Genomic DNA, 25,440 nt, shown 5'->3' on the forward strand with positions numbered 1-25,440 from the left:
CACATGCTGAGATTAGATATTAATATTGTATGGACCATCCTGAATCTGTTGATCATCTTTGCCATTGTGAAGATCTTCCTGATCAAGCCCATCCACAAGATCCTGGATGCAAGACAGGCAGAGATCGATAAGCAATATGCAGATGCAAAAGCTGCACAGGACAGTGCCAATGAACTGAAAGGCCAGTACGAGGCATCCTTAAGCGGTGTTCAGGCAGAAAAAGAAAGCATTCTGAACGAGGCAAGAGGCAAGGCCAGCAACGAATATGACCGCATCGTGGCAGATGCCCAGACAGAAGCGAAAAAGATCATGGACAATGCCAGTAAGAATGCTACACTGGAAGAGCAGAAGCGCATCGAGCAGGCACAGGAACAGATCGCCGGCCTGGTAGTGGAAGCTACTGCAAAACTGGTAGCTGCCAAGCAGAACGCAGATTCAGACAGAGAACTTTACAACCAATTTATAGCAAAGACAGGTGAAAAGATTGATTAGTACAGCTTTAGAATACGCAAAAAGATTGCGTGAACTGAATATCCCCGGAGACATTGTAGGTCAGACAGGCGATATCTTCAAAGCCGTACCGCAGGTGAAGCTGGATTTCGAATCCCCTGCTGTGTCGCTGTCTGCCAAGCATAATGTAATAGAAAAAGTATTCCCCTTACAGATCAGAGATTTTCTGAAAGTCCTGTGTGACAACGGAGACGTCTATCTGTGGGATGATATCTGCACCGCATACAGAGAAGTCTCTCCCGAGAAAAAGGAAGAGTTCGTTGTAACCCTGTCCTATGTGACAGCGCCCACCGATGAGCAGCTGCAGAATATCCGTAATTTTATTCAGAAGAAATACAACAGAGAGGATATGGTCTTTGAGACCAAAGAAGATCCTTCTCTTGGCGGCGGTTTCATCATCCGTGCCGGTAACGAGGTCTATGACTGGAGTACCAATGGACGTATGAAGCAGTTCGCAGACAAGCTTTCCCAGGTAGGAAAGACCGCCAGTGAGCAGGGCATCATTTCCATTCTGAAAGGTGAGATCGAGGATTTCAACTTACAGGCACAGGAAAATGAGATCGGTTCTGTCAGCTGGGTAGGTGACGGTATCGCCAACGTCAATGGTATCGACCATGCAGAGTACGGCGAGATCGTTATCTTTGATTCCGGTGTCAAAGGTATGGTACAGGATGTCCGCAGAGATGAGATCGGATGTATCCTGTTCGGTCATGATACCGAGATCCGCGAAGGCACCAGAGTCGTTCGTACCGGTAAGAGAGCCGGTATTCCTGTAGGTGACGGATTCAAAGGCAGAATCGTGGATGCTCTGGGAGCACCCATTGACGGTGCAGGTCCTATTAAGGAAGAAGGCTATCGTCCCATCGAGCAGCCGGCACCTTCCATCGTGGACAGACAGTCCGTAGGCGTGCCTATGGAGACTGGTATTCTGGCTATCGATTCCATGTTCCCCATCGGTCGTGGACAGCGTGAGCTGATCATCGGTGACCGTCAGACCGGTAAGACTTCCATTGCCATCGATGCAATTTTGAACCAGAAGGGCAAGGATGTGGTATGTATCTATGTGGCTATCGGCCAGAAGGCATCCACCATTGCAAAACTGGTAGGAACCCTGAAAAAGAACGATGCCATGGATTACACCATTATCGTATCCGCAACCGCCAGCGATCCTGCACCTCTGCAGTACATCGCACCTTATTCCGGTACCGCACTGGCTGAGTACTTTATGTATCAGGGCAAGGATGTCCTCATCGTATACGATGATCTGTCCAAGCATGCGGTAGCTTATCGTGCACTGTCCCTGCTGCTGGAACGTTCTCCCGGACGTGAGGCATATCCCGGAGATGTATTCTATCTGCATTCCAGACTGCTGGAGCGTTCCGCAAGACTGAGTGCAGATAAGGGTGGCGGCTCCATCACCGCACTGCCGATCATTGAGACCCAGGCAGGCGATGTATCCGCATACATTCCGACCAACGTTATCTCCATTACCGATGGTCAGATCTTCCTGGAGAGTGATCTGTTTTTCTCCGGCATGAGACCTGCAGTCAATGTCGGTCTGTCCGTATCCCGTGTCGGCGGTGCTGCACAGACCAAGGCAATGAAGAAAGCAGCCGGAAGTATCCGTATCGACCTGGCACAGTTCCGTGAGATGGAAGTGTTCACCCAGTTCGCATCTGATCTGGATAATGCCACAAAGGAACAGTTACAGCACGGACATGTACTGATGGAACTGTTGAAGCAGCCTCTGTGCAGACCTTTGAGCATGGCAGAGCAGGTTATGACCCTGTGTGCAGCCAACGGCAGAGTGATGCTGGATGTGCCTGTAAATCAGGTAAAGGATTTCCAGATGAAGTACTTAGACTACATGAAGGAACAGCACAGCGACATCGTTCGTCAGTTAGAGACCACCAAGGCTCTGGATGACGAGCTGAACAAGCAGATCTGTGATGCTGCAACAGAATTTAAAAAGGAATTTTTACAGAAATAATGTAACTATTCAGAACCCCATTCGCAAAACCGCTCTTTCAGGGCTTTACTTTTGCTTATGTGGTTACTTCGCTCATTGGCTCTGAATAGTTACAAATAACAGGAGGTTAACATGGCAAATACGAGAGAAATACAAAGTCGTATGAAAAGCATTCAGGATACCATGAAGATCACCAATGCCATGTATATGATCTCTTCCACAAAGCTTCGGAAAGCTAAGAAGAATCTGGAAGAGACAGAGCCTTACTTCTATACTCTGCAGACGATGGTCAGCAGAATCGTCCGTCACTTACCGGAGATCGATAATAAATATTTCGATGAACGTAAGGACAAACCGGCTGAGGAGAAGACCACGGGACTGGTAGTAGTCACCGCGGATAAAGGCCTGGCCGGAGCCTACAACCATAACGTACTGAAAATGGCAGAAGAGCAGATGCGGAAAGCCGGGAAGACCGGAAAGTACAAACTGTTCGTTGTCGGTGAACTGGGACGTCAGTATTTCGGACACCGCGGAATCGAGGTGGCGGAGCAGTTCCATTACACCGCGCAGAATCCGACCCTGCATCGTGCCCGTATCATTACGGAGACGATTCTGGAGCAGTTCGAAGAAGAACAGCTGGATGAGGTATATATTATTTATACCAATATGGTAAACAGCGTGACGACGGAACCACATATGATGCGTCTGTTACCTATCATAAAAGAACGTTTTATTACCAAAGACGGACAGGATCTGAGTATGTATCAGGAACCGTTAGTCATGACACCGTCTCCCAAGGCAGTGCTAAACAACATTGTCCCGGATTTCGTCATGGGATATGTCTACGGTGCACTGGTAGAATCGTTCTGCAGTGAGCAGAATGCCAGAATGATGGCCATGGAGGCAGCAAATAAGAATGCTTCCGCCATGATCCATGATCTGTCCATTCAGTACAACCGGGTACGTCAGGCCATGATCACACAGGAGATCACTGAGGTCATTGCTGGTGCCAAGGCTCAGAAAAAGAAGAAAAAGGCAAGAAAGGAGGTCCTGAACAATTGAATAACGTAAAGGAAAAAAATCATGGTAAGATCGTCCAGGTCATGGGACCTGTTGTAGACGTAGAGTTCGAGAACAATGATCTTCCTTTTATCAAGGATGCCCTGGAAGTATACAGTGAAGGCAAGCGTCTGGTCATGGAAGTGGCACAGCATATTGGCAACAATACCGTTCGCTGCATCATGCTGGGTGCCAGTGAAGGACTTTGCAAGGATATGGATGTCATTGCTACCGGAAAAGGAATTCAGGTGCCGGTAGGTAATAAGACACTGGGCAGATTGTTCAACGTATTGGGAGAGACCATCGACGGTGGAGAATCCCTGGAAGGAGAGGAACATTGGGTTATCCACAGAGATCCACCTTCCTTCGAAGAGCAGAGTCCTGTAGTAGAGATGCTGGAGACCGGTATCAAGGTTATCGATCTGCTGGCTCCCTATGCAAAAGGTGGTAAGATTGGTCTGTTCGGCGGTGCCGGTGTAGGTAAGACCGTGCTGATTCAGGAGCTGATTCGTAATATTGCTACCGAGCACGGTGGATATTCTATTTTCACTGGTGTCGGAGAGCGTTCCCGTGAGGGTAACGATCTGTGGAGTGAGATGAAGGAGTCTGGAGTTCTGGAGAAGACTGCGCTAGTCTTCGGTCAGATGAACGAGCCCCCCGGAGCACGTATGCGTGTAGCCGAGACCGGACTGACCATGGCAGAGTACTTCCGTGATGAAGAGCACCAGAACGTGCTGCTGTTCATTGATAACATTTTCCGTTTTGTACAGGCAGGTAGTGAGGTATCCGCATTGTTAGGCCGTATGCCTTCCGCAGTAGGATATCAGCCCACTCTGGCTACCGAAGTCGGTGAATTGCAGGAGCGTATTGCTTCTACGAATAAGGGTAGTGTTACTTCCGTACAGGCTGTCTATGTGCCTGCGGATGACCTGACAGACCCTGCACCCGCAACTACATTCGCCCATCTGGATGCCACCACCGTTCTGTCCCGTAAGATCGTGGAGCAGGGTATTTACCCCGCAGTGGATCCTCTGGAATCCACTTCCCGTATTCTGGAAGAGGATGTGGTAGGTAAGGAGCATTATGAAACCGCACGCCAGGTGCAGGCAATGCTGCAGAAGTACAAGGAACTGCAGGATATCATCGCCATCCTGGGTATGGAGGAGCTGTCCGATGAGGATAAGGTCACCGTATACCGTGCCCGTAAGATTCAGCGTTTCCTGTCCCAGCCCTTCCATGTGGCAGAGAACTTCACCGGTGTACCCGGTAAGTATGTGCCTGTGAAGGAGACCATCCGCGGATTCCGTGCGATCATCGACGGAGAGATGGATGAGTATCCCGAGGCTGCATTCTTCAATGTAGGAACCATTGACGAGGCAGTGGAGAAGGCCAAGAAGCTCATGGCACAGTAAGGAAAGGCGGTGTGCGTATGAACACCTTCAGCTTGAAGGTCATTGCCAGTGATAAAGTATTTTTCGACGGAAAATGCGGCATCATTATCGTACCGGCTCTGGACGGCGAGCAGGCCATCATGTCCCATCATGAGGATATGGTCATTGCCACGAAGGAAGGCGAGGTACGGTTTAAGGAAAAAGAGGATGACGACTGGACCAAGGCCGTAGTCGGTGTGGGCTGTGTCTACATTTCTCATAACCGTGTGATCATGCTGGTGGATACGGCGGAGCGCCCGGAGGATATCGACAGAGTCCGTGCGGAAGCCGCTCTGGAGCGTGCCAAAGAGCAGCTGCGTCAGAAGCAGAGCATTCAGGAGTACCATGTATCCCAGGCATCCATGGCGAGAGCTATGCTGCGCCTGAAGGAAGCCGGAAAATACGAGATCAACTAGAAATCAAGTAAAATATATGTAAAAAGTAACAAAATTAAGCCTGTAATGTTAGCAAATGTGTGCAATTCGGAAATTGTTATTTTTCTGTCATTGCGATAAAATCTCTTAAGTATAAGAGGAGAGTTAAGCAATGGATTATTTACAGAAAAAATCAATACGAAGTGTCGCAGCTGCCATTACAGGCTTTTTGCGTCATTCCGTTCGAAAAATAGGAATTACCAGGGAGAAGCTTCCTTCCTGTATCGCGCTGGCAGTATGTCCGCTGGTGACATTTTATCTGTTTGAAATGTATACCCATAATCCTTTTACGACAATGCATTTCAAAACCCAGCTGTTGAACATGGCGTTCTATGTACTGACCGCACTTCTGTTATTCGGAATCGTGAAATATGTCCGGGCGGCTCTGATGTTGCAGACGGCCTTTTTCATGGTGGTGGGACTGGCGAATTATTATGTGCTGAATTTCCGTTCCGCACCCATCATGCCCTGGGATATTTATTCCATCAGTACAGCAGCCAGTGTGGCGGGCAATTTCAACTATGAATTGTCCACCAGTACGATACTGGTCATTGTGGGATTCCTGATTTTGTTGTTGATCGAGAGCCGTTTTCACATGAAGGCACCGGGAAGAGTGGCAAAGAGAGCGGCACTGATCCTGTTAAGCATTGTCATGATCTATGGTTATACCGGCATGATACAGAGCGAGAGCTTTGTGCAGAGCTTTGGATTATACGACAAGCTGTTTACCCCTACCGTCATGAATAAGAGAGATGGCAATATCGTGGCATTTCTGATGGAAATGGAATATATGGATGTGGAGAAACCCGCAGATTATTCTGCAGATGGCACCGGCAGCAATTATGAGCAGGCCGGGAAAGATTCCGCAGGGCTTGCAGCAGCTGTGGAAGAACCGGAGAGCGTGAAGCGTCCGAATATCATTGTGATCATGGATGAGGCATTTTCGGATCTGGCAGTCCGGGGAGAGTTTACCACCAACGAAGACTATATGCCCTTTATTCACAGCTTACAACAGGGGGCAGAGAATACCAGAACCGGTTACCTGAATGTTTCCGTGCTGGGCGGGAATACTGCCAATACGGAGTTTGAATTCCTTACCGGCAACACTATAGGATTTTTACCGCAGGGCAGCGTGGCTTACCAGCAGTATGTGCAGAAGGAGATGCCTTCTCTGGCTTCCTACCTGAAGGAACTGGATTATCATACTGTGGCGATCCATCCTTATTATGCCAGCGGCTGGGACAGAGACAGAGTCTATCCGCTGCTTGGATTTGATGAGTTCCTGTCACAGGACGATTTCAGGAATCCGAAACGGATCCGTAACTATATCTCCGATGAGAGCAGCTTTGCCAAGATCATTGAACTGTATGAGAACAAGGAAGCGGGAGAGCCTCTGTTTGTATTCAATGTGACCATGCAGAATCACAGCGGTTATGAGGAGGAATTCCACAATTTTACCCCGGATATCACGGTGGACGGTATTGATTCCAAGGTACTGTCCATGTATCTGTCCCTGGTAAAACAGACGGATTCCGCCCTGCAGGGACTGATTGATTATTTCTCTCAGGTCGATGAGGATACCATGATCGTATTCTTCGGGGATCATCAGCCTACGACCTATGTGAGCAATCCGATCTTAAGAAATAATAAAGTGGATCCGGAGACTTTAACAGATGAGGAAAATCTGTTAAAATATAAAGTACCTTATGTGATCTGGAGCAACTTTGACATTGAGGAGCAGACGGACGGAGAGACCAGTGCCAATTATCTGGCAATGGATGTGCTGGAGAACTGTGATCTGCCGTTGCCTGCCCTGCAGAGCAGTCTGACCGGGGTGCGGGAAAAATATCCGGTGATCAGCGCGGCCGGTGTGAGAGAAGCGGACGGCACACTCACGACGGTGAAGGAATGTGGGGAAGCATTGAACGATTACCGGAGTCTGGAGTATTATCTGCTGTTTGATTACGGAAGGTAAGAAAAAAGATCGTGGGAGAAAAATAATATGAACGGCAATAAAACGACAGCAACAAGTAGTGCGGAGCGCAGGATGCAGAGAGGGATCTCTGTGCTTGCGTTCTTTGTGCCTGCATTTATTATGCTGGTTCTTTTTATCATACGGGGCATATATCCTTTTGGTGACCGGAGTTTTCTGTTCTCCGATATGTACCATCAGTATATGCCTTTTTTAAGTGAATTTGTGCACAAGATCAAAGCGGGAGAGGGACTGTTCTATTCCTACAATGTAGGGATCGGATCGAATTTCCTGGCACTGTATGTCTATTATCTGGCAAGTCCTTTTAACTGGCTGGTATTTTTGCTGCCGGAAGGCCTGATCATGGAATTCATGAGTTATCTGGTGATCCTGCGGATCGGCCTTATGGGGCTTACCTTCAGCATCTATCTGCGGAAAGTGTTCGGCAAGGAGGATCCGGCGGCTCTTTTGTTTTCCACTGCGTATGCTCTGTCCGGCTATCTGGCGGCCTACAACTGGAATGTGATGTGGCTGGACTGCCTGATCCTGCTACCCTTGATCCTGTTAGGAGCAGAGCGGCTGGTCAGAGAAGGCAAATGGGTCATGTATACCGTGACTCTGGGACTCTGTATTCTGACCAATTATTACATCTCCATTATGATCTGTATCTTTCTGGTGCTGTATTTTGGAATGTTGTTGATCACGGAATACTATACCATGACGGAAGGGCAGAGCAGGAAAGCACGGATCGTATTCGGCAGGATCGGAAGATTTGCATTTGCCTCCCTGCTGGCCGGAGGTCTGGCGGCGGCACTGTTGATCCCGGAGGTTTGCGCTATTTTGCGGACAGACTTTGGCAATTCCGATTTCCCCAGTACGTTAGAGTCCTATTTTTCCGTGTTTGATATGCTGGCGAGACACTGCATGTGTGTGACCACGGAGAGAGGGCTGGAACACTGGCCGAACATTTACTGTGGTGTGGCAGTATTTTTACTGGTGCCCATGTATGCACTGAATGAAAAAATATCAGTGAGAAAACGGTTCTGCAATCTGGCATTGGCGGGATTCTTGCTGCTCAGCTTCGGAACCAATGTCCTGGACTTTTTATGGCACGGTCTGAATTATCCGGATTCCCTGCCGGCGAGACAGTCTTTTCTATATATTTTTCTGATCCTTGTCATGTGCTATGATGCTTTCCGGAATGTGGAGGGCACTTCTCCCAGGCAGATCATCTATGGGTATCTGGCGGCGGTGATATTTTTACTTGCCTGTGAGAAATTCGTGGAGAGCGAGGATTTCGACACGGGTATTGAAGTGCTGACGCTGGTGTTCGTTACGATCTATGGTGTGCTTCTGTATCTGTACCGGACGAGAAAAGACGAACTGACGAGGCAGGTGCTGGGGATTCTGGTGCTGGCGTGCGTAGTGGCGGAGCTGAGCATCAATACATTTAATACGAGTCTGGGCACTACCGGACGAAGCGCTTATCTGGGAGACCAGGAGGATTATAAGGCGTTGTACGCCCTGGCGCAGGAACAGGAGGGGGATGACTTCTTCCGTATCGAGAAGTTTACCCGCAAGACGAAAAATGACGGTACTCTTACGGGATATCCTACGGCTTCCGTATTTTCCTCCACCATGAATTCCATCGTCATGGACCTGTATAAAATGCTGGGTATGCGTCACAGCAAGGTTTATTACGGATTTGACGGAGCGACAGCTTTCGTGTCGGCACTCCTGAATGTGGATTATATGTTCGGCGAATCGGATAAATACGAAAACGGTCTGTATGAGATCGTGAATAACAGCGGAGATGTTTATTTATATCATTGTAAATATACGCTGCCTTTTGGCTATGTGGCACCGATGGGTTGGAATGTTACGGACGAGATCGGCACCGGTGTGAGAGTGCAGAATCAGCTGACCGAGGATCTGGGAATCGCAGAGCCCTTACTGGACCGGGCGATCAGTGAGACTAGCGGAGATAATGTATGTATTACGGCGGACAGGGCAGGCTACTATTACGCGAGGATCAATGCCACAGGGACGAAAAAGGTTCAGGTGCTTGGGGGAACGCTGGAGACCCAGGATTACGGGGATCTGAAGGACGGAGCTATCCTGTATCTGGGCTATCTGCAAAAAGGCGAGAGAGTTACCTTGACCAATGGGGATGACACGGACGATACCCCGAAGGTATCGGCGGAAGCTTATGTAATGAATGAAGAAGTGCTGGCACAGGCAGTGGAGATATTGTCAAAAGAACATCTTGAAAATGTAGCGATGGACAGCACCCATATTTCCGGAACCTTAAGTCTGAAAGAAGCCGGCAGACTGATCCTGTCCGTGCCTTATGAGGAGGGCTGGACGGTGCAGATCGACGGAGAAAATGCAGAGCCTGAGCAGTTTGGCAATGCACTCATGGCATTTGATCTGGAAGCGGGAGAACATACGATACAGATGCACTATGTACCGGAAGGACGGAATATCGGTATTTTAGTGAGTGCGGGAAGTGTACTGATCCTGTTGGGATGCGTGTTGTGTCAGAGGTGTGACAGGAAAAGGAAAGACTGTGCGGAGAATGAGCCTTTGCAAAAGGCAGCAGACGAAACGATGGAAGACGGGAATGCGGAAAAAACGCACACAGAGGAAGGTTCTGTGAAGGAAGAGGCAGGAAGGATGTAAGAAGGAGCGAATTATGACGAAGAAGAGTATTTGTGATACCTTGCGGCGTACCTGCCTGATCCTGGCGGGATCCTTTATCATGGCAGTCAATTTGAAAAGCTTTGTCCGGGCCGGGGGATTGATCCCCGGTGGATTCAACGGTCTGACCCGACTGATCCAGGAGATCAGCGTGCTGTTGTGGCACTGGGAGCCTCCTTTTTCGGTGATCAACTTTATCTTAAATGCGGTTCCGGTGGTCATCAGCTTCAAATTCATCGGAAAAAAGTTCACCGGTTATTCCTGTCTGATGATCGTGGTGAGCGGTATTTTGACGGATATGGTGCCCGCCTGGCCGGTAACGGAGGATATTCTGCTGATTGCTATCTTCGGTGGACTGATCAATGCACTGGCCATCAGCCTGTGTCTGTTCGCCAATGCCACCAGCGGCGGTACGGATTTTATCGCGATCTTCCTGTCGGAAAAGTACGGCATTGATTCCTGGAATTATATTTTTGCGGGAAATGTGGTGATCCTAGGGATCGCCGGAGCACTGTTTGGCTGGGACAAGGCGCTGTATTCCATTATTTTTCAGTATACCTCCACGCAGGTACTCCATGTGCTGTACAAGCGCTACCAGAAGCAGACCCTGATCATCGTGACGAAACGGCCGGAGGATGTCTACGAAGCTATTGCGGAGATCACCCATCACGATGCCACCCTGATCAAGGGTGAGGGCTGTTATTCCAAACAGGAATGTGACGTGCTGTATTCCGTGGTGGGACGAGACGAGGTGAACAAAGTTGTGAATACGGTGCGGGAGACGGACCCACAGGCCTTTGTCAACATGATCCGTACGGAGAATCTGGCGGGCCGGTTCTATCAGAGACCGAATGATTAAGAAATGTAAAAAGAAGGGCCTGAGCGTCAGCAGTTTAGCTGACACTCAGGCTTGCGTACTTTTTCGGGGAAACACCCACGGCTTTGGTGAAGGCTTTGAAGAAATTGCTGTAGTCCGTGAAACCGCTGCGTTCGAAGGCTTCCATGACATTGCCGTTTTCGTTCAGAACCGCCTTGGCGATACTGATGCGGCGGGCGGTGATGTATTTATTAATGGTGGTGCCTGTGGCGGATTTGAAAATCCGGCAGATATAGGATTCGCTTAAGTAGAACTGTCCGGCCAGATGTTCCACTGTAATAGGCTGGGAGATGTTCTGGTTGATGTAAGCCAGAATATCGTCCACCTGATGGTTGTAGCGGTAGCTACTGTCCTTGTATTCGGCGGGATCTGTTACGGTTTCCCCGGCCGCCGTCTGCTCTGCACTGCGGATGAACAGCGTGTTGAGCATGACCATCAGCTCCATGAAAGCGGCATATTCCGTGATGTCATGGGCAAAGCCCTCCGCGGAAGTGATTTTGTTGATATAATAGAGGAAACGTTTCTGCTGTTCCTTGTTGAGCGAAAGCTTATGGGAAAAGGGGGCACTGCGGTGAGTGAAGCAAAAGCTCAGATCCGTCTCTTTGGTGGAGATCAGCTTCATGAAATCCGGCGCCACCGACAGAACGATACGTTCGTGGACGGAGTTGTCGATCTGGGTCAGCTTGTGACTTTCGTACTGGTTGATGATAAAGAGATCGCCTGGGGCGATGGTGTAGAAGCAGTTGTCGATCAGAAACTGTTTGCCGCCGCAGATGGAATAGTAGATCTCGTAGCAGTCATGGATGTGCATGTCCATGGCTTTTTCTTCTTTATATAAGTGGGCAATGGCAAAAGTCCCGGAGGTTTTACAGTTTTCTATGGCTGTTTTACAGGAGGTAAGTTCTTCCATTTCTTTCATCCTTTTCGCTTTTTCTTTTATTAAACACCAAAAGTTCAAAATTTGCAATGTTTAGATTAAAATATGAAAAGACTTTGAGAATCTTTTCTAGTATACTTAACTCATACAAAAGAGAAAAGCAGTTACAGCCTTCCAAAATTTTTATAAAAAATAGTAAAAATGTGTTGGAAATGGTTACAATGATATGTTATAATGTAAGTGCTTTCATAAAAAGGTAACATTCAATAGCGGCATGCAGGCCGCCCGTTGAGGAAAGAGAGGCGTAAGGTGGAACTTAGAACAGCAGTATCACCAAGAGATGTGAAGCATTACACCACAGAGCGTCTGAGAGAAGAGTTTCTGATCCAGAATCTGTTCGTACCCGGCGAAATCAAGCTGGTGTACAGCCACATCGACAGAATCATTACAGGAGCAGCAGTTCCTGTAAGCCCTATCACTCTGACCGCCGGAGATGAACTCCGTGCAGAGTATTTCTGTCAGAGAAGAGAACTGGGTGTGATCAATATCGGCGGAGCAGGTATGATTACCGTTGATGGCAAAGTGTACAAGGTAGGTTACAAGGAAGCTATGTACATAGGAATGGGCTCCAAGGAGATCATTTTCGCAAGTGAAGATGAGAAACAGCCCGCTAAATTTTATCTGAATTCCGCTCCCGCACATAAGACTTATCCGACCGTGCTGATCAAGCCGGAAGGTACTCCCGAAGAGGGCGTGGTCATTGTAAAGGATGAGAATAAAGTAGAACTGGGTACTCTGGAGGATGCCAACCACAGAGTAATCTGCAAGTATATCCTTCCCGGACAGGTAGAGAGTTGTCAGCTGGAGATGGGTATGACGAAGTTAGAGCCCGGCAGTGTATGGAACACCATGCCTTGTCATACACATGACAGACGTATGGAAGTATATCTGTATTTCGATATGCCTGAGGATGCCTTTGTTATGCACTATATGGGTGAGCCCGATGAGACCCGCCACATCGTAATGCGTAACGAAGAAGCAGTAATCTCCCCCAGCTGGTCCATCCATTCCGGATGCGGTTCCAGAGCATATACCTTTATCTGGGGTATGGTCGGAGAGAATCAGGACTTCGACGACATGGACGGTGTCGACAACAGAGATCTGAAATAAGATCCTTTGGAACATGTAACTAAAATAACAGTTTTTATAAAGAAAAGGAGAAAAAACAATGTCTGAATTCACTAATTTCTCACTGGAAGGTAAGGTTGCACTGGTTACCGGCGCATCTTACGGTATTGGTTTCGCTATCGCTTCCGCATACGCTGAGTGCGGTGCTACCATCTGCTTCAACGATATCAAGCAGGAGCTGGTAGACAAGGGAATGGCAGCATACGCTGAGAAAGGTATCAAGGCTCACGGCTATGTATGCGACGTTACCAATGAAGAGGCAGTTAACGCTATGGTAGCTCAGATCGAAAAGGAAGTAGGCACCATCGATATCCTGGTGAACAACGCAGGTATCATCAAGAGAATCCCCATGACCGAGATGACCGCAGATCAGTTCCGTCAGGTAATCGACGTAGACCTGAATGCACCTTTCATCGTATCTAAGGCAGTTATCCCCGGCATGATCAAGAAGAATCATGGTAAGATCATCAACATCTGTTCCATGATGTCCGAGCTGGGTCGTGAGACTGTATCTGCATATGCAGCAGCTAAGGGCGGCTTAAAGATGCTGACCAAGAACATCTGCTCCGAGTACGGCCAGTACAACATTCAGTGTAACGGCCTTGGACCCGGTTACATCGAGACTCCTCAGACAGCTCCTCTTCGTGAGATCCAGCCCGATGGCAGCAGACATCCTTTCGACCAGTTCATCTGCGCTAAGACCCCTGCTAACAGATGGTTGAAGCCCGAAGAGCTGACCGGTCCCGCTGTATTCCTTGCTTCTGAGGCATCCAATGCAGTCAACGGACACATCCTCTATGTAGATGGCGGTATCCTTGCTTACATCGGCAAACAGCCCCAGTAGAGCTTGTGCAAAAGGAAAACAAGCGGCCGCATAGCGGACATTTGTTTTCCTTGCACAGCTCACGAGTAAATATCCGGTGAGTTTACGAGCCGGATGCAGAGTGCGAAGCACGAATTTGCGAGTGAGTAGCTATGGAGCTTGTGCATTTACGCAGGATATCAAAAACAGAATAAACAATTCACATCAGGTCAGTCGCAGAAGAATTTCGGCGGCTGACTGTTGTGGCGTTTGGAAAAGGAGTATCTCATGAAGATAGCTTTGATCAATGAAAACAGTCAGGCTGCCAAGAATGAAATGATCTGTGCTACTCTTAAAAAAGTAGTAGAGCCCATGGGTCATGAAGTATTCAACTACGGTATGTGCGGCGCAGAGGATCCCAATTCCCTGACCTACGTACAGAACGGTATTCTGGCAGCAGTTCTTTTGAACTCCGGGGCAGCGGATTTCGTTATCACCGGATGCGGAACCGGCGAAGGTGCCATGCTTGCATGCAATTCCTTCCCCAAGGTTCTGTGTGGACACATTGAGTCCCCTCTGGATGCTTACCTGTTCTCTCAGGTAAACGACGGTAACTGTGTGGCACTTCCTTTTGCTGAGAACTTCGGCTGGGGCGGTGAACTGAATTTACAGTATACTTTTGAAAAGCTGTTCTGTGCTCCCGGCGGCGGTGGATATCCCCCTGAGAGAGTGGTTCCCGAGCAGCGCAACAAGAAGATCCTGGATCAGGTAAAAGAAGTAACTCATACCGATATGGTTACCATCTTGAAGAATCTGGATCGTGAACTGGTAAAGGGTGCTTTATCCGGTGCCAGGTTTAAGGAGTATTTCTTTGCAAACTGCAAGTGCGACAAGATCGCTGAGGCAGTGAAGGAAGTACTGGCATAAAAGTATTGGTTTCATTTTGCAGAAATATTTTCGACAGGATCTCCTGCGAAGATTTTTCACATAACTATTAGTCTATAAGACAGAAAGGTGTTATTTATGAACGCAGTATTAGAGCAAATCAGCAAAATCGGTATCGTACCGGTTGTAAAAATTGACAACGCAGCAGATGCACTTCCTCTGGCAAAGGCACTTTGCGCAGGAGGACTTCCCTGTGCAGAGGTTACTTTCCGTACCAGCGCAGCAGCAGAAGCTATCAAGATCATGACCGACAACTTCCCTAGCATGTGTGTTGGGGCAGGTACCGTTCTGAACGCAGAGCAGGTTGACGCAGCAGTAGCAGCAGGCGCCAAGTTCATCGTAAGCCCCGGCTTAAATCCCAGAACCGTTAAGTATTGTGTAGAGAAGAACATTCCTATCACTCCCGGTACTTCCAGCCCCAGCGACATCGAGCAGGCTATCGAGCTTGGCCTGGATGTAGTTAAGTTCTTCCCCGCTGAGCAGTCCGGCGGTCTGGCTAAGATCAAGGCTATGGCAGCTCCTTATGTAAATATGAAGTTCATGCCTACCGGCGGTGTAAACGCTAAGAACCTGACTTCTTACCTTGACTTCCCCAAGATCATCGCATGCGGTGGTTCCTGGATGGTTCCCGGCGACCTGATCAACGCTGGTGAGTGGGACAAGATCGAGCAGCTGACCAGAGAAGCAGTACAGACCATGTTGGGCTTCGAACTGGCTCACGTTGGTGTCAATGCAGAGAACGAGGAAGAGGCTGTTAAGGCTGCGAACCGTTTCGCATTCATCTTCGGTATGCCCGCTAAGGTTGGCAACAGCTCCGTATTCGCAGGCTCTGCTCTGGAAGTTATGAAGAGTCCTTACCTGGGCAAGAACGGTCACATCGCTGTTAAGACCAACTACATCGAGAGAGCTGTCAACTACCTGAGCACTGTTCTGGGTGTTGAGTTCAACGAAGAGTCCGCGAAGAGAGATGCCAAGGGCAACCTGAAGGCTATCTACCTGAAAGAGGAGATCGGCGGCTTCGCTATTCATCTGGTACAGAAATAAATCATAAGCAAATTTTAAGCCGTACGGTTGCAGCAACTGCATATTTCAGTTGCAGACGCGCTTCCGCTTCGGCTCTCCCGTAGCGGTACATAAGATGCCAAAGTACGGCATCTAAGTACCGACGGTCGTTTAGAGTCTGCAACTAAAACACGCAGTCACTGCAACCTGTGTATTGAAAGAAGCCTATTCTATACGATCGATAGTATAGCGCAAAGTAATAATCAATAATGTTATAGATTGAGAAAGGAATATACCAAAATGGCAAAAGTAATTACCATGGGTGAGATCATGCTGAGACTGTCCACCCCCAACAACGAGAAATTTATCCAGGCAGACGAGTTCGATGTAAACTACGGCGGCGGTGAAGCTAACGTAGCAGTATCTCTGGCTAACTACGGTCATGACGCTGAGTTCGTTACCGCAGTTCCTGACAACGAGATCGGTGAGTGCGCAGTCGCAGCTCTGAGAAAGTACAACGTAGAGACCAAGCACATCGCAAGATGCGGTGAGAGACTGGGTATCTACTACCTGGAGAGCGGTTCTTCCATGAGACCTTCCAAGGTTGTATACGATAGAGCACATTCCTCTATCTCCACCGCAACCGAGGCTGATTTCAACTTCGATGAGATCTTCGAAGGCGCTGACTGGTTCCACTTCACCGGTATTACCCCCGCTGTATCCGACGCTGCTGCAGAGCTGACCGAGAAGGCTCTGATCGCTGCTAAGAAGCATGGCGTAAAGGTATCCGTAGACCTGAACTTCCGTAAGAAGCTGTGGAGCTCCGAGAAGGCTCAGAAGGTTATGACCAACCTGATGAAGTACGTTGATGTATGTATCGGTAACGAAGAAGATGCTGAGCTGGTACTTGGCTTCAAGCCCGGCGATACCGATGTTACCAGCGGTGAGCTGGAGCTGGCTGGTTACAAGTCCATCTTCGAGCAGATGGTTGACAAGTTCAACTTCGAGTACTGCGTATCCTCTCTGCGTGTAAGCCATTCCGCTTCCGATAACGGTTGGTCTGCTTGCATCTACTCCAGAGATACCAAGGAGTTCTATCACTCCAAAGAGTACAGCATCCATCCCATCGTTGACCGTGTAGGCGGCGGCGACTCCTTCGCAGGCGGCGTGATCTGCGGTATGCTGGATGGCAAGAACTTCAAGGATGCTCTTGAGTACGGCGTAGCTGCATCTGCTCTGAAGCACACCATCCCCGGCGACTTCAACCTGGTATCCAGAAAAGAAGTTGAGACCCTGGCTGGCGGCGATGCTTCCGGACGTGTACAGAGATAAGCTTCTGTGAACAGAATAGTGTAAAAATAAATCGAACTCACCTGTGTGGTAACATACAGGTGAGTTTTTTTCTTGCCAAAACAGAAGATATAGGATATACTTTTTCCATAAACATTTCTTATAAAAATCTATTGTCAGCGTAGGCTGGTGTCGTCTATCGATTTTGCAGAGATTCGTGCAGAAATACCAAATAATCAAAGTTACGTGTATATATGGTCTGCAAAAACGTTGAAAGAAGTAACATTTTAAGTAATGTTTGTCTTTTGTCTGCTGTGTTTTGAGATGATGAGGAAAATGTAATTTCAAAAAGTGCACAATGTATTTGATATTTCTAATACTATGTAATAAAATTAAAATGGATTATTAAAAAAGTATAGAGTATTAAGAATAAATAATACATTGCGTTGAATTTAAAACATTAGGAGATGATACATGATGAAGCATTATGAAAAGCTACTTGCAAAGGGTTCTTTTTCGAGAGAACAGCTGATAGAAATTGTAGGAACAGCAACCGCAGCGAATCAGGTAATTTATGAGTACCAGAAAAAAGGGCTGATAGAAAAAGTGAAAAGAGATTTTTATGTGGTAATCAGCATGGAAACGAAACAGCCTGTGTTATCCCGTTATCAGATAGGTTCCAATCTGTTCCCAGATGCTTGTATCACCCATCACAGTGCATTTGAGGTATTTGGGTATGGAAGTCAGGTGTTTTATGAGTGTTATGTTGCAACGGATAAACGATTTCACGATTTTGAGTATGACGGAGTGTTGTACCGCCACATAGAGCGTAAACCAGATATGGAAGTAGTACAGCAGGGAAAAATACGAGTGACATCCATGGAACAGACTGTTGTAGACAGTATACGTGATTTTGAAAAGATAGCAGGAATTGAGGAAGTAATACGGTGCATGATGCTGGTGCCGGGACTGAATGAACAGAAAGTGTTGGAATGTCTGGCAAGAAACAACAATGGTTTTCTGTATCAGAAATGCGGATATTTTTTTGAAGAAATGCAGGAAGAATTCCAATTTTCAGCCCAGTTTTTTGAAACGTGTGAGAATGGTTCCTCTGATGCAAAGCGCTACCTGATGAAGGAATCGCAGGATAATGTATTTCATAAAAGATGGAAGCTTTATGCACCGGTTTCGTTGAAAGGACTGATAGATAAGGGGGTGGATGCTTATGATGCAATGGGATAGATTAACTCTGGGCAGAATGGCAAAAGAACTGGGTTTTCCGAGGGACACGTTGGAAAAGGTATGCCGTCTGGCGGATGTGTTGAGATTCATGGAATCGGATGAGCTTTTGTCAGAAGGAATTGCTTTAAAAGGCGGAACTGCCATTAATCTTGCTATTTTTGATTTGCCAAGACTTTCGGTGGATATTGATTTGGATTATTGCAGAAGTATTGAAAGGGAAAAAATGCTTGTAGACAGGGGGATTATCACAGACAAAATCAGCAAGTATATGATGGCAAACGGATATGTCCTGAGTCCGAAATCAAAGAGTTATCATGCACTGGATTCCTTTGTGTATGAATATATAAATTGCGGAGGGACAAAGGATAATCTTAAGATTGAGATTAACTACATGCTGCGCTGTCATGTGCTTCCTGTGGCACGGAGAGAAGTAAGACTGCCATGGAATGAGGAAAAGCTTACCGTTTTTTCCGTAGCACCATTGGAGATATTTGCTTCTAAAACAGTAGCATTACTTACAAGAACAGCTCCACGAGATTTATATGATATGCATAACATGGTAAAATTTGGGCTATTTGATGAAAGTGAGGAAGCGATGCTTCGTAAATGTGTCGTCTTCTATAGTGCAATCGGGTCAGCGCAGCCACCGGAAAAATTTGCGCTTGATAATATCGGGAACGTGTCATTCCGGCAGATTAAGCGTGATTTGAATTCAGTGCTTCGTAAAGGAGAACGATTTGACCTGGAATTTGTACAAAAGGAAGTAAAAGACTATCTTACATCTGTTCTGGTGCCAACAAAGGAGGAAAAGCTGTTCTGGAAGGCTTTCTCAGAAGGAAATTATTATCCTGACTGGGTATTCGGGGATAGTGATGAGTTTAGAAATATAGCAAAGCATCCAATGGCATTATGGAAGTGCAGGGACAAGGAAGAAGATAAGAAGCCTTTGGATAAAGATCATGAAAAGAGAGTGTAATGATTCTGATGCTTGTGCAAAAAGGGTTATGAAAAGTTTGAGATAGAAAATATATTACTTCATATATGGAATCAAGAAATATCTACTCCCAGCGTGTATACTATATATACAGGTTGGATAAGAAGCATCCTGCTTGTAGAATGTATGGTGGGCTTCATCCATGATACTGTATGTGAGGAGAATGTGAATGAGTACAGAAATTTTAAAGGAGATTTTGGCTTATATAGATGAACATATTTATGAAAAAATCAGTTTGCTGGAATTGGCAGAAATGGCTGGTTATAGTCCATTCTATTTCAGTAAATTATTTTCAGAAATTATGGGTATGCCAATAACCGGATACATTAGGATCAGAAAGCTACAATATGCGCTTGGTTCTTTGCTGGAGGGTAGGAAAGTTCTTGATGTATCACTTATGTATGCATTTGATTCTCACGAAGGATTTACACGTTCATTTACACAATTGTTTGGTTCCACGCCGAGTAAGGTGAAAAAGTATCTTACTTCGTATAAGGTGCCAGAATATTGTGTGCCAAACATAGAAGGAAGGAGAATGCGTATGGGAGCAGACAAGGAAAGCTTAATAGATAATATGCATCAGATTGTTTATGAAGTACTTAAAACGTCGTTTGAAGAGGCCGATGCAGGAGGATTTTGCACGGAAATTAATATTACACTGTATGAGGATGGAAGAATAAAGATAACTGATAATGGAAGAGGAATTCCTCTTTCACAAAATGAAAAGACAAATCAGCAGGTATTGGATAAAATACTTTCAGGCCATCCTATATCGAGTATAGAATATGCACAGATGGGTGATTTTGCCCAAGGTGGCATGCAGGCGATAAATTCATTATGCGAAAATTTGCGGATTAATGTGTATAGAGATAGTAACTGCTATAGTCAGGACTATGTAAGGGGGATTGCCCAACATGACGTGAATTCTTGTAAAATGGAACATTTGTCAGGTACAGAGATAATATTGAAACCAGATAGTCGGATTTTTGGGGATATCAGGTTTTCCACTGATATGATTAAGAAGTGGGTAGAAGAGAATAATGTGACAGGAGCAATTGTTTGTATTAAAGAACAAAGTTATTAATTATGATTTACCGTTTGCTTTATGTTGTTTGCATATTGAAAAATATTTTGATCATATTCATACAGTGCAGGATCAGCCGGTGACAATACATAAAAAGCTTAATAAATTGCTAGTAGAAAATTTGAATGAAGTATTGGCTATGTATAATCGTGGAGTAAGGTTGACTTTTACAGATATTAGAGTAATTAAAACAATTATGGAAAAGGAATTGAACGAGATTTGATACATAATGAGACTGAATAAAATAAAGAGAAAACGTAACAGACTACGGAGGAAAACTTATGAGTAACTTTTTTGATGAAACTATGCAGGGATTGTTGGAAGCAGCGGAAATTGCAAAAGGAAATATTACGTTAACAGAGTGGGAAAATATGTCGGCTCCCACATTTTATGTCGCAGATAATGTGTAGATAAGATTGTTGAAATACGCAGAAAGAAGTTGTATACAATGAAAATCTACGATAGATAGACTGGGGTCTACGAAGGAAAAGTTGTCCTCATAGCGATAAAATTGTAAAATACAGTCATGAAAATCGTATTTTTATAGTTTTACGGGAGGAACAGCAATGGATCAGGAAAAGATTGGGGTATTCATTTCTACATTAAGAAAAGAGCAGGGAATGACGCAACAACAATTGGCGGATGCGATTGGTGTCAGTAACAAAACAATATCCAAGACATGCATGAGAAAGCTGCTCCTAAAGGGTGGCGATTTACAGGTGTTGCAGTTTAATACCGAAGATATGAAAAAGGTCGAAAAGATGGCAAAGAAGTATGGAATACTCTATTCAATACTTCCGGACTGCAACAGGAAAGACGGACTGAGTGAGGTAATCTTTCATACAGAGGCAGTTCCCCGTGTGAATATGATGATACAGAAGCTCAAGTTTGGTAAGATTGCCACATTTGACGATTATCTGAAGAATGGAGATGAAAAGTCCCTCGGAAAGCTGATGGATTTTTTGAAGAAACAGCAGGGAAACGAGAAAAGCCACACGATAGAAGGGGATAAGGTTAATTCAGCCATTGACGGACTGATTGAGAAGGTCGGAATGTTTGCAATGGAAAAGAAAGCTATCAGTGTGGATCAGGTCAAGGAGAATTTCAGTATCAATGGTGAGCAGGCTGAAAGTGTTATCAGACAGCTTGAGACAATCGGTGTGCTTGGCGGCAAGAATGAAGATGGCACCCATACAGTAATGATGGACAAGGATGCATTTATCAATCGTGTCAGAGGTTATCAGGACCTTGCTGAGAGAATGAGGGCAGTTGCAGCATCAAAGAATGCGAACCTGTCAGATGTGACTATCAGCAAGAAGCTGATTATTGAAGAAAATGACCATGCTGTTAAGACCAGAGTTCCTGGCACATGGGGAGAAGAGGTAAGATATGTATGGCTCCGTAAGGAAAACATCATGGAGATTCATGGTGGAAAGACAATGCTTACCTTCCTTGATTCAACCAAGGATTATAAGCTTTACGATGAGCAGAATCGTGTGGTGACAACCCAGAAAGGAACCGAGCTTTATACTCACTACGACAAGGTGGAGTCATCTGTCAGGGAGCGTTACGAGAAAGTGCAGAAGCAGCAGAAAAAGACCACACAGAAGAAAACTGTTACCACAAAGAAAGCGAGGTAGCAGCCTATGCAGACAACAAAGAAAAAGCCGTCACTGATATTCATTCTTGTGGGTGCAGTGTTAGCAGGGTATCTTGGTTATCTGATAAATGGTGCGTGGACGGAAGGGATTGCCTTTAATGAATTTATGGACAGATTTAATGATATATGTGCAGTTCCCTTTGCCAACTATTACAATTCCAATACAGTAAAAGCAGTAGCCATTGCATTAGGTATCTATGCGATGGCTATTGTCATGTATTACACCAGTCAGAGAAACTATATGCCCGGCAAAGAATTTGGTACGGCAAGATTTGAAAATCCGAAGCAGGTCAACAAGATACTTGCAGATAAGGATGAAAATTTCAACCGGATACTCAGCCAGAATGTGAAGATGTCGCTGGATTTCAGGAGACTCAAGCTCAATGGAAATATACTTATCTGTGGTGGTTCCGGAGCAGGAAAGACATTTTATGAAGTAAAGCCGAATCTTATGCAGATGCCGCATAACTGTTCCTTTAGCCATTATTCTTATGGCAGAAAGCAAGAAGGAGCTTGAGAGTGTATGTGAGACTGTGGAGACTATCGGAAAGCGTAACAGCTGCACGATTGATACACACTACTTAAAGCAGAGGGAAGCACTCAACACAGCACTTCCGATTGGTGTAAGACAGGTGGAGACAATGCGTACCCTTCTTACCCAGTCACTTGCGGTGCTTATGCCATTTAATGTGCAGGAATTAAATGACAGCACAGGAAACTATTATGGCATCAACCAGATCAGCAAGAATGTGAATATCGGCAACAGAAAGAAGCTCATCAACGGAAATGGATTCGTATTCGGAGTGCCTGGTTCCGGTAAATCGTTCTTCTGTAAGATGGAAATGGGCAGCGTATTCTTGTCGGGTGATGATGAGATAATCGTCATAGATCCAATGAATGAGTACTTTGATATTGCAGAAACCTATGGCGGAACTGTAGTAAATATGTCTACTTATACGGATAACTATGTAAATCCGCTGGAGATGGATGTATGGAGCCTTGATCCAAATGATTCCAAGGGAATGGTAAGAGAAAAGGGCGAGTTCATGCTTGGTCTTTGTGAGCAGTGTATCGGAGACAGCTTAAATTCAAGACAGAAATCAATCATTGACCGCTGTGTGAGAAAGCTGTATATCGACATTGCAAGAAGCAAAGAGAAGTATATCCCGGTGATGAGTGATTTCTACGATATCCTTATGGCACAGCCGGAGGACGAGGCAAAAGATATTGCATTGTCTTTGGAGCTTTTTGTAAATGGTTCACTTAACATCTTCAATCACCAGACAAATGTGGATGTGGATAACAGATTCACAGTATATGGTATCAGGGACTTAGGTACAGAGCTTAGTCCTATCACAATGCTTGTCATGATGGAGTCTATTCAGAACAGGATTGTTGAGAATGGCAAGAGAGGCAAGGCAACATGGCTCTATATTGATGAGTTCCATGTCCTGCTTAATTCCGAGTATTCTGCAAAATATCTGCAGCAGCTCTGGAAGAAAGTAAGAAAGCAGGGAGGTCTTTGTACCGGTATCACGCAGAATGTCATCGATCTGTTGCAGAATTACACAGCAACCACAATGCTTGCAAACTCAGAGTTTGTGGCACTTTTAAAGCAGGCTAATACGGATAGTTCCAAGATGGCAGAGGTTATCGGAGTATCAGAAGCACAGCTTAGATTCGTAACCAATACTGCATCGGGAATGGGACTTATCAAGTGTGGTTCAGTGGTGATTCCTTTTGATAATCAGATAAGTAAGGATACGGATTTGTACAAGCTGTACAATACCAACATTCACGAGATAATTGAGATGAAAAAGCATGCAAATGAAAAATGTTAATTCTTTATGAAGTCATGAATTTTGGATTGACATATTTTCATATGACAGGTAATATAATATTAAAGACAGGCAACTTGAGTGTCTGCCAAGCGGCAAAGTAAGGTGTTGTGCCAGAGAGCAGTGCCTTATGAGCTTTATAAGGGTTTGACATTTACCACAATCTGGCTAGAGGTTAATCCTCGAAAGAAAATGTTAGAAGGTGGCGTTATCGGCATCATTGAGGATGATGTTGTGATTATACAATAATTTTAGAAAGAGTGATGCTATGAATGTTAATTTTTTTCCTTTTAGTAATTCACTTCAAATTCTAGGTCGTAGACAGAGTTTGGCAAATATTATGTGCAATCAGCAAAGTGTTACTCAAAGTAGGAAAAAAGATTTATTTGTTAGAAATACAATGTATGATACAGGAATTTATACAGCTTCAGCAGGAAAAAGAAATAAAATGATTTCAAACAGTATATTATCTGCTATGAATAATGATATTTCTAAGGTACGAAAACAAGGCGATATATACGAATGCGAAGGAACATTTTTTACAGCGGAGCAGATACCTAAAATCAGTGGAACTTCTTTGAATGAAATTAAAGCGGAAGATAATATCATTGACTTTGGGAAGAATAAGTATTTTAAATATGTCTCCCGTGACGGACAGGAGCATTGTTTATACACAGATAATAAGGGGATAGGCGCTATTGTTTCCGAGATTATGCGTGGCGAGCCTTATGATCCGGTGTTGGAAAGGTATGCGAGCTTTTGGAATTATATGATGACAAAAGACCCTGTATATGTTCAGTTGTCTTATTCAGATGAAGAAATAAGAGGATATATGGAAAATGCAGGGATAAAAAATGGCTTTTTCACAGTAAAAATGGGAGATAGGGAAGCAACACAATTTTATTCTGCCACTAAAACAACAAGTCCAATTCAGTCTAAGGAACGATATGATGCAAGATATAAGAATTTGACTTCGGGTGGTATTTTGCTTGACGAATATGAAGCTGGAGATATTTTTAAGATTGGTAATAAGGAATATGTTTTAAGTGAATCTCATACATTGGACATACCATACGGAGAGGATATTTATAATATAGAGTATCCGAGTAATTATAAGTTTGGTAAAAAAGTTGAAGAATAATAAGGGATTCCCTTGAGGTGGACTAGAAAGTGTGGTTCAGCTCAAGGGAATTTTATATATTCTTATATAAGTAAGAGCATTATACATTAATAGAGTTTTTATTGCGGAAGTTTTCACTTATTTCGTGACATGGACTAAAACAAGTCCCTTTTCACCATGCGTATTGCATAAAATAATGCAAAAAGAACCAAAATGGGTTCATGGGCATGGTGAAAATGGATGGAACAGAAAATAAAGCAAGATGAGATATTTATTGGTAAGAATATCCGGCGTATAAGGAAAGAAAAAGGAATCAGGCAGACGGAAATGGTTGCATTGTTGCAGTTGGAGAATGTAATGATTACAAGAGAAGCTCTGGTAAAGATAGAACGTGGAATCCAGCATATTCGTAAACGTCAAATCCTGCGCCTCCCCTTAAATTTAACG

At 45.3% G+C, this 25,440-nt stretch carries 22 protein-coding genes and 1 pseudogene; 22 read left to right on the forward strand and 1 reads right to left on the reverse strand.

Going from position 1 to position 25,440, the window contains the following annotated elements; all coding sequences use genetic code 11:
• Positions 1 to 3: 3 nt before the first annotated feature.
• The 8 genes from DW835_RS08505 to DW835_RS08540 all read left to right on the forward strand — a co-directional run bounded on the left by DW835_RS08505 (position 4) and on the right by DW835_RS08540 (position 10,933).
• Positions 4 to 492: an ATP synthase F0 subunit B gene (locus tag DW835_RS08505; protein WP_022312934.1), complete on the forward strand. Its 489-nt coding sequence runs from the start codon at positions 4 to 6 to the stop codon at positions 490 to 492.
• Positions 476 to 2,500, forward strand: a complete 2,025-nt coding sequence (gene atpA / locus DW835_RS08510) for a F0F1 ATP synthase subunit alpha (protein WP_347559366.1) — start codon at positions 476 to 478, stop codon at positions 2,498 to 2,500. The genes DW835_RS08505 and atpA overlap by 17 nt, the downstream gene beginning before the upstream one ends.
• A gap of 111 nt (positions 2,501 to 2,611) precedes the next feature.
• On the forward strand, positions 2,612 to 3,541 hold the full coding sequence (gene atpG, locus DW835_RS08515; RefSeq protein WP_118504613.1) for an ATP synthase F1 subunit gamma: 930 nt from the start codon (positions 2,612 to 2,614) through the stop codon (positions 3,539 to 3,541).
• Positions 3,538 to 4,950, forward strand: coding sequence for a F0F1 ATP synthase subunit beta (atpD, locus tag DW835_RS08520; RefSeq protein ID WP_118504611.1), 1,413 nt, complete (start codon positions 3,538 to 3,540; stop codon positions 4,948 to 4,950). The genes atpG and atpD overlap by 4 nt, the downstream gene beginning before the upstream one ends.
• 17 nt (positions 4,951 to 4,967) lie before the next feature.
• Entirely contained in the window at positions 4,968 to 5,384 is a 417-nt protein-coding gene (atpC, locus tag DW835_RS08525) for an ATP synthase F1 subunit epsilon (protein WP_117465818.1), read from the forward strand.
• A gap of 130 nt (positions 5,385 to 5,514) precedes the next feature.
• Positions 5,515 to 7,377: an LTA synthase family protein gene (locus tag DW835_RS08530; protein ID WP_118539098.1), complete on the forward strand. Its 1,863-nt coding sequence runs from the start codon at positions 5,515 to 5,517 to the stop codon at positions 7,375 to 7,377.
• 27 nt (positions 7,378 to 7,404) lie between these two features.
• Positions 7,405 to 10,056, forward strand: a complete 2,652-nt coding sequence (locus DW835_RS08535) for a YfhO family protein (RefSeq protein WP_118730979.1) — start codon at positions 7,405 to 7,407, stop codon at positions 10,054 to 10,056.
• Positions 10,057 to 10,069: 13 nt separating this feature from the next.
• Positions 10,070 to 10,933 carry a YitT family protein gene (locus DW835_RS08540; protein WP_117465821.1) on the forward strand — a complete coding sequence of 288 codons (864 nt, stop codon included), beginning with the start codon at positions 10,070 to 10,072 and terminating at the stop codon, positions 10,931 to 10,933.
• A 34-nt stretch (positions 10,934 to 10,967) separates the two neighbouring features.
• On the opposite strand, the gene DW835_RS08545 is transcribed toward DW835_RS08540, so the two are convergent.
• Positions 10,968 to 11,861: an AraC family transcriptional regulator gene (locus DW835_RS08545; RefSeq protein WP_118504661.1), complete on the reverse strand. Its 894-nt coding sequence runs from the start codon at positions 11,859 to 11,861 to the stop codon at positions 10,968 to 10,970.
• A gap of 276 nt (positions 11,862 to 12,137) precedes the next feature.
• Here DW835_RS08545 and kduI point away from each other — a divergent pair, with 276 nt between their 5' ends.
• From kduI to DW835_RS08615, 14 genes and pseudogenes are all read left to right on the forward strand, one after another.
• Positions 12,138 to 12,998: a 5-dehydro-4-deoxy-D-glucuronate isomerase gene (gene kduI / locus DW835_RS08550; RefSeq protein WP_117465822.1), complete on the forward strand. Its 861-nt coding sequence runs from the start codon at positions 12,138 to 12,140 to the stop codon at positions 12,996 to 12,998.
• A gap of 58 nt (positions 12,999 to 13,056) precedes the next feature.
• Positions 13,057 to 13,860 carry a gluconate 5-dehydrogenase gene (locus DW835_RS08555; protein ID WP_118504603.1) on the forward strand — a complete coding sequence of 268 codons (804 nt, stop codon included), beginning with the start codon at positions 13,057 to 13,059 and terminating at the stop codon, positions 13,858 to 13,860.
• Positions 13,861 to 14,106: 246 nt separating this feature from the next.
• Positions 14,107 to 14,745, forward strand: a complete 639-nt coding sequence (locus DW835_RS08560) for an RpiB/LacA/LacB family sugar-phosphate isomerase (protein ID WP_118504601.1) — start codon at positions 14,107 to 14,109, stop codon at positions 14,743 to 14,745.
• A gap of 96 nt (positions 14,746 to 14,841) precedes the next feature.
• Positions 14,842 to 15,807 carry a bifunctional 4-hydroxy-2-oxoglutarate aldolase/2-dehydro-3-deoxy-phosphogluconate aldolase gene (locus tag DW835_RS08565; protein ID WP_118730980.1) on the forward strand — a complete coding sequence of 322 codons (966 nt, stop codon included), beginning with the start codon at positions 14,842 to 14,844 and terminating at the stop codon, positions 15,805 to 15,807.
• A 258-nt stretch (positions 15,808 to 16,065) separates the two neighbouring features.
• Positions 16,066 to 17,097, forward strand: a complete 1,032-nt coding sequence (locus DW835_RS08570) for a sugar kinase (RefSeq protein ID WP_022154725.1) — start codon at positions 16,066 to 16,068, stop codon at positions 17,095 to 17,097.
• Positions 17,098 to 17,529: 432 nt separating this feature from the next.
• Complete coding sequence (locus tag DW835_RS08575) at positions 17,530 to 18,297, forward strand: transcriptional regulator (RefSeq protein ID WP_118504595.1); 768 nt, start codon at positions 17,530 to 17,532, stop codon at positions 18,295 to 18,297.
• Positions 18,281 to 19,273: a nucleotidyl transferase AbiEii/AbiGii toxin family protein gene (locus tag DW835_RS08580; RefSeq protein WP_118504593.1), complete on the forward strand. Its 993-nt coding sequence runs from the start codon at positions 18,281 to 18,283 to the stop codon at positions 19,271 to 19,273. Before DW835_RS08575 ends, DW835_RS08580 begins: the two co-directional genes overlap by 17 nt.
• 187 nt (positions 19,274 to 19,460) lie before the next feature.
• On the forward strand, positions 19,461 to 20,375 hold the full coding sequence (locus tag DW835_RS08585) for a helix-turn-helix domain-containing protein (protein ID WP_118504591.1): 915 nt from the start codon (positions 19,461 to 19,463) through the stop codon (positions 20,373 to 20,375).
• A gap of 281 nt (positions 20,376 to 20,656) precedes the next feature.
• Positions 20,657 to 20,785 carry a hypothetical protein gene (locus DW835_RS18620; RefSeq protein ID WP_279221280.1) on the forward strand — a complete coding sequence of 43 codons (129 nt, stop codon included), beginning with the start codon at positions 20,657 to 20,659 and terminating at the stop codon, positions 20,783 to 20,785.
• A 156-nt stretch (positions 20,786 to 20,941) separates the two neighbouring features.
• Entirely contained in the window at positions 20,942 to 22,015 is a 1,074-nt protein-coding gene (locus DW835_RS08595) for a DUF3801 domain-containing protein (RefSeq protein ID WP_243029082.1), read from the forward strand.
• Between the two features lie 6 nt (positions 22,016 to 22,021).
• Positions 22,022 to 22,552, forward strand: a complete 531-nt coding sequence (locus tag DW835_RS08600; protein WP_118504587.1) for a type IV secretion system protein VirD4 — start codon at positions 22,022 to 22,024, stop codon at positions 22,550 to 22,552.
• Positions 22,518 to 23,876, forward strand: a pseudogene (locus tag DW835_RS08605) (DUF87 domain-containing protein); the annotation flags it as partial. The gene DW835_RS08600 and the pseudogene DW835_RS08605, both read left to right, overlap by 35 nt.
• A 265-nt stretch (positions 23,877 to 24,141) precedes the next feature.
• A complete protein-coding gene (locus tag DW835_RS08610; protein WP_118504585.1) occupies positions 24,142 to 25,014 on the forward strand; it encodes a hypothetical protein in 873 nt (290 codons plus the stop codon).
• Between the two features lie 219 nt (positions 25,015 to 25,233).
• On the forward strand, positions 25,234 to 25,440 hold a 207-nt coding region (locus DW835_RS08615), incomplete at its 3' end, for a transcriptional regulator (protein WP_118730981.1).

Origin of the sequence: Clostridium sp. AM34-9AC (genome assembly GCF_003480225.1) — a bacterium.
GTDB classification, from domain to species: Bacteria; Bacillota; Clostridia; order Lachnospirales; family Lachnospiraceae; genus Acetatifactor; species Acetatifactor acetigignens.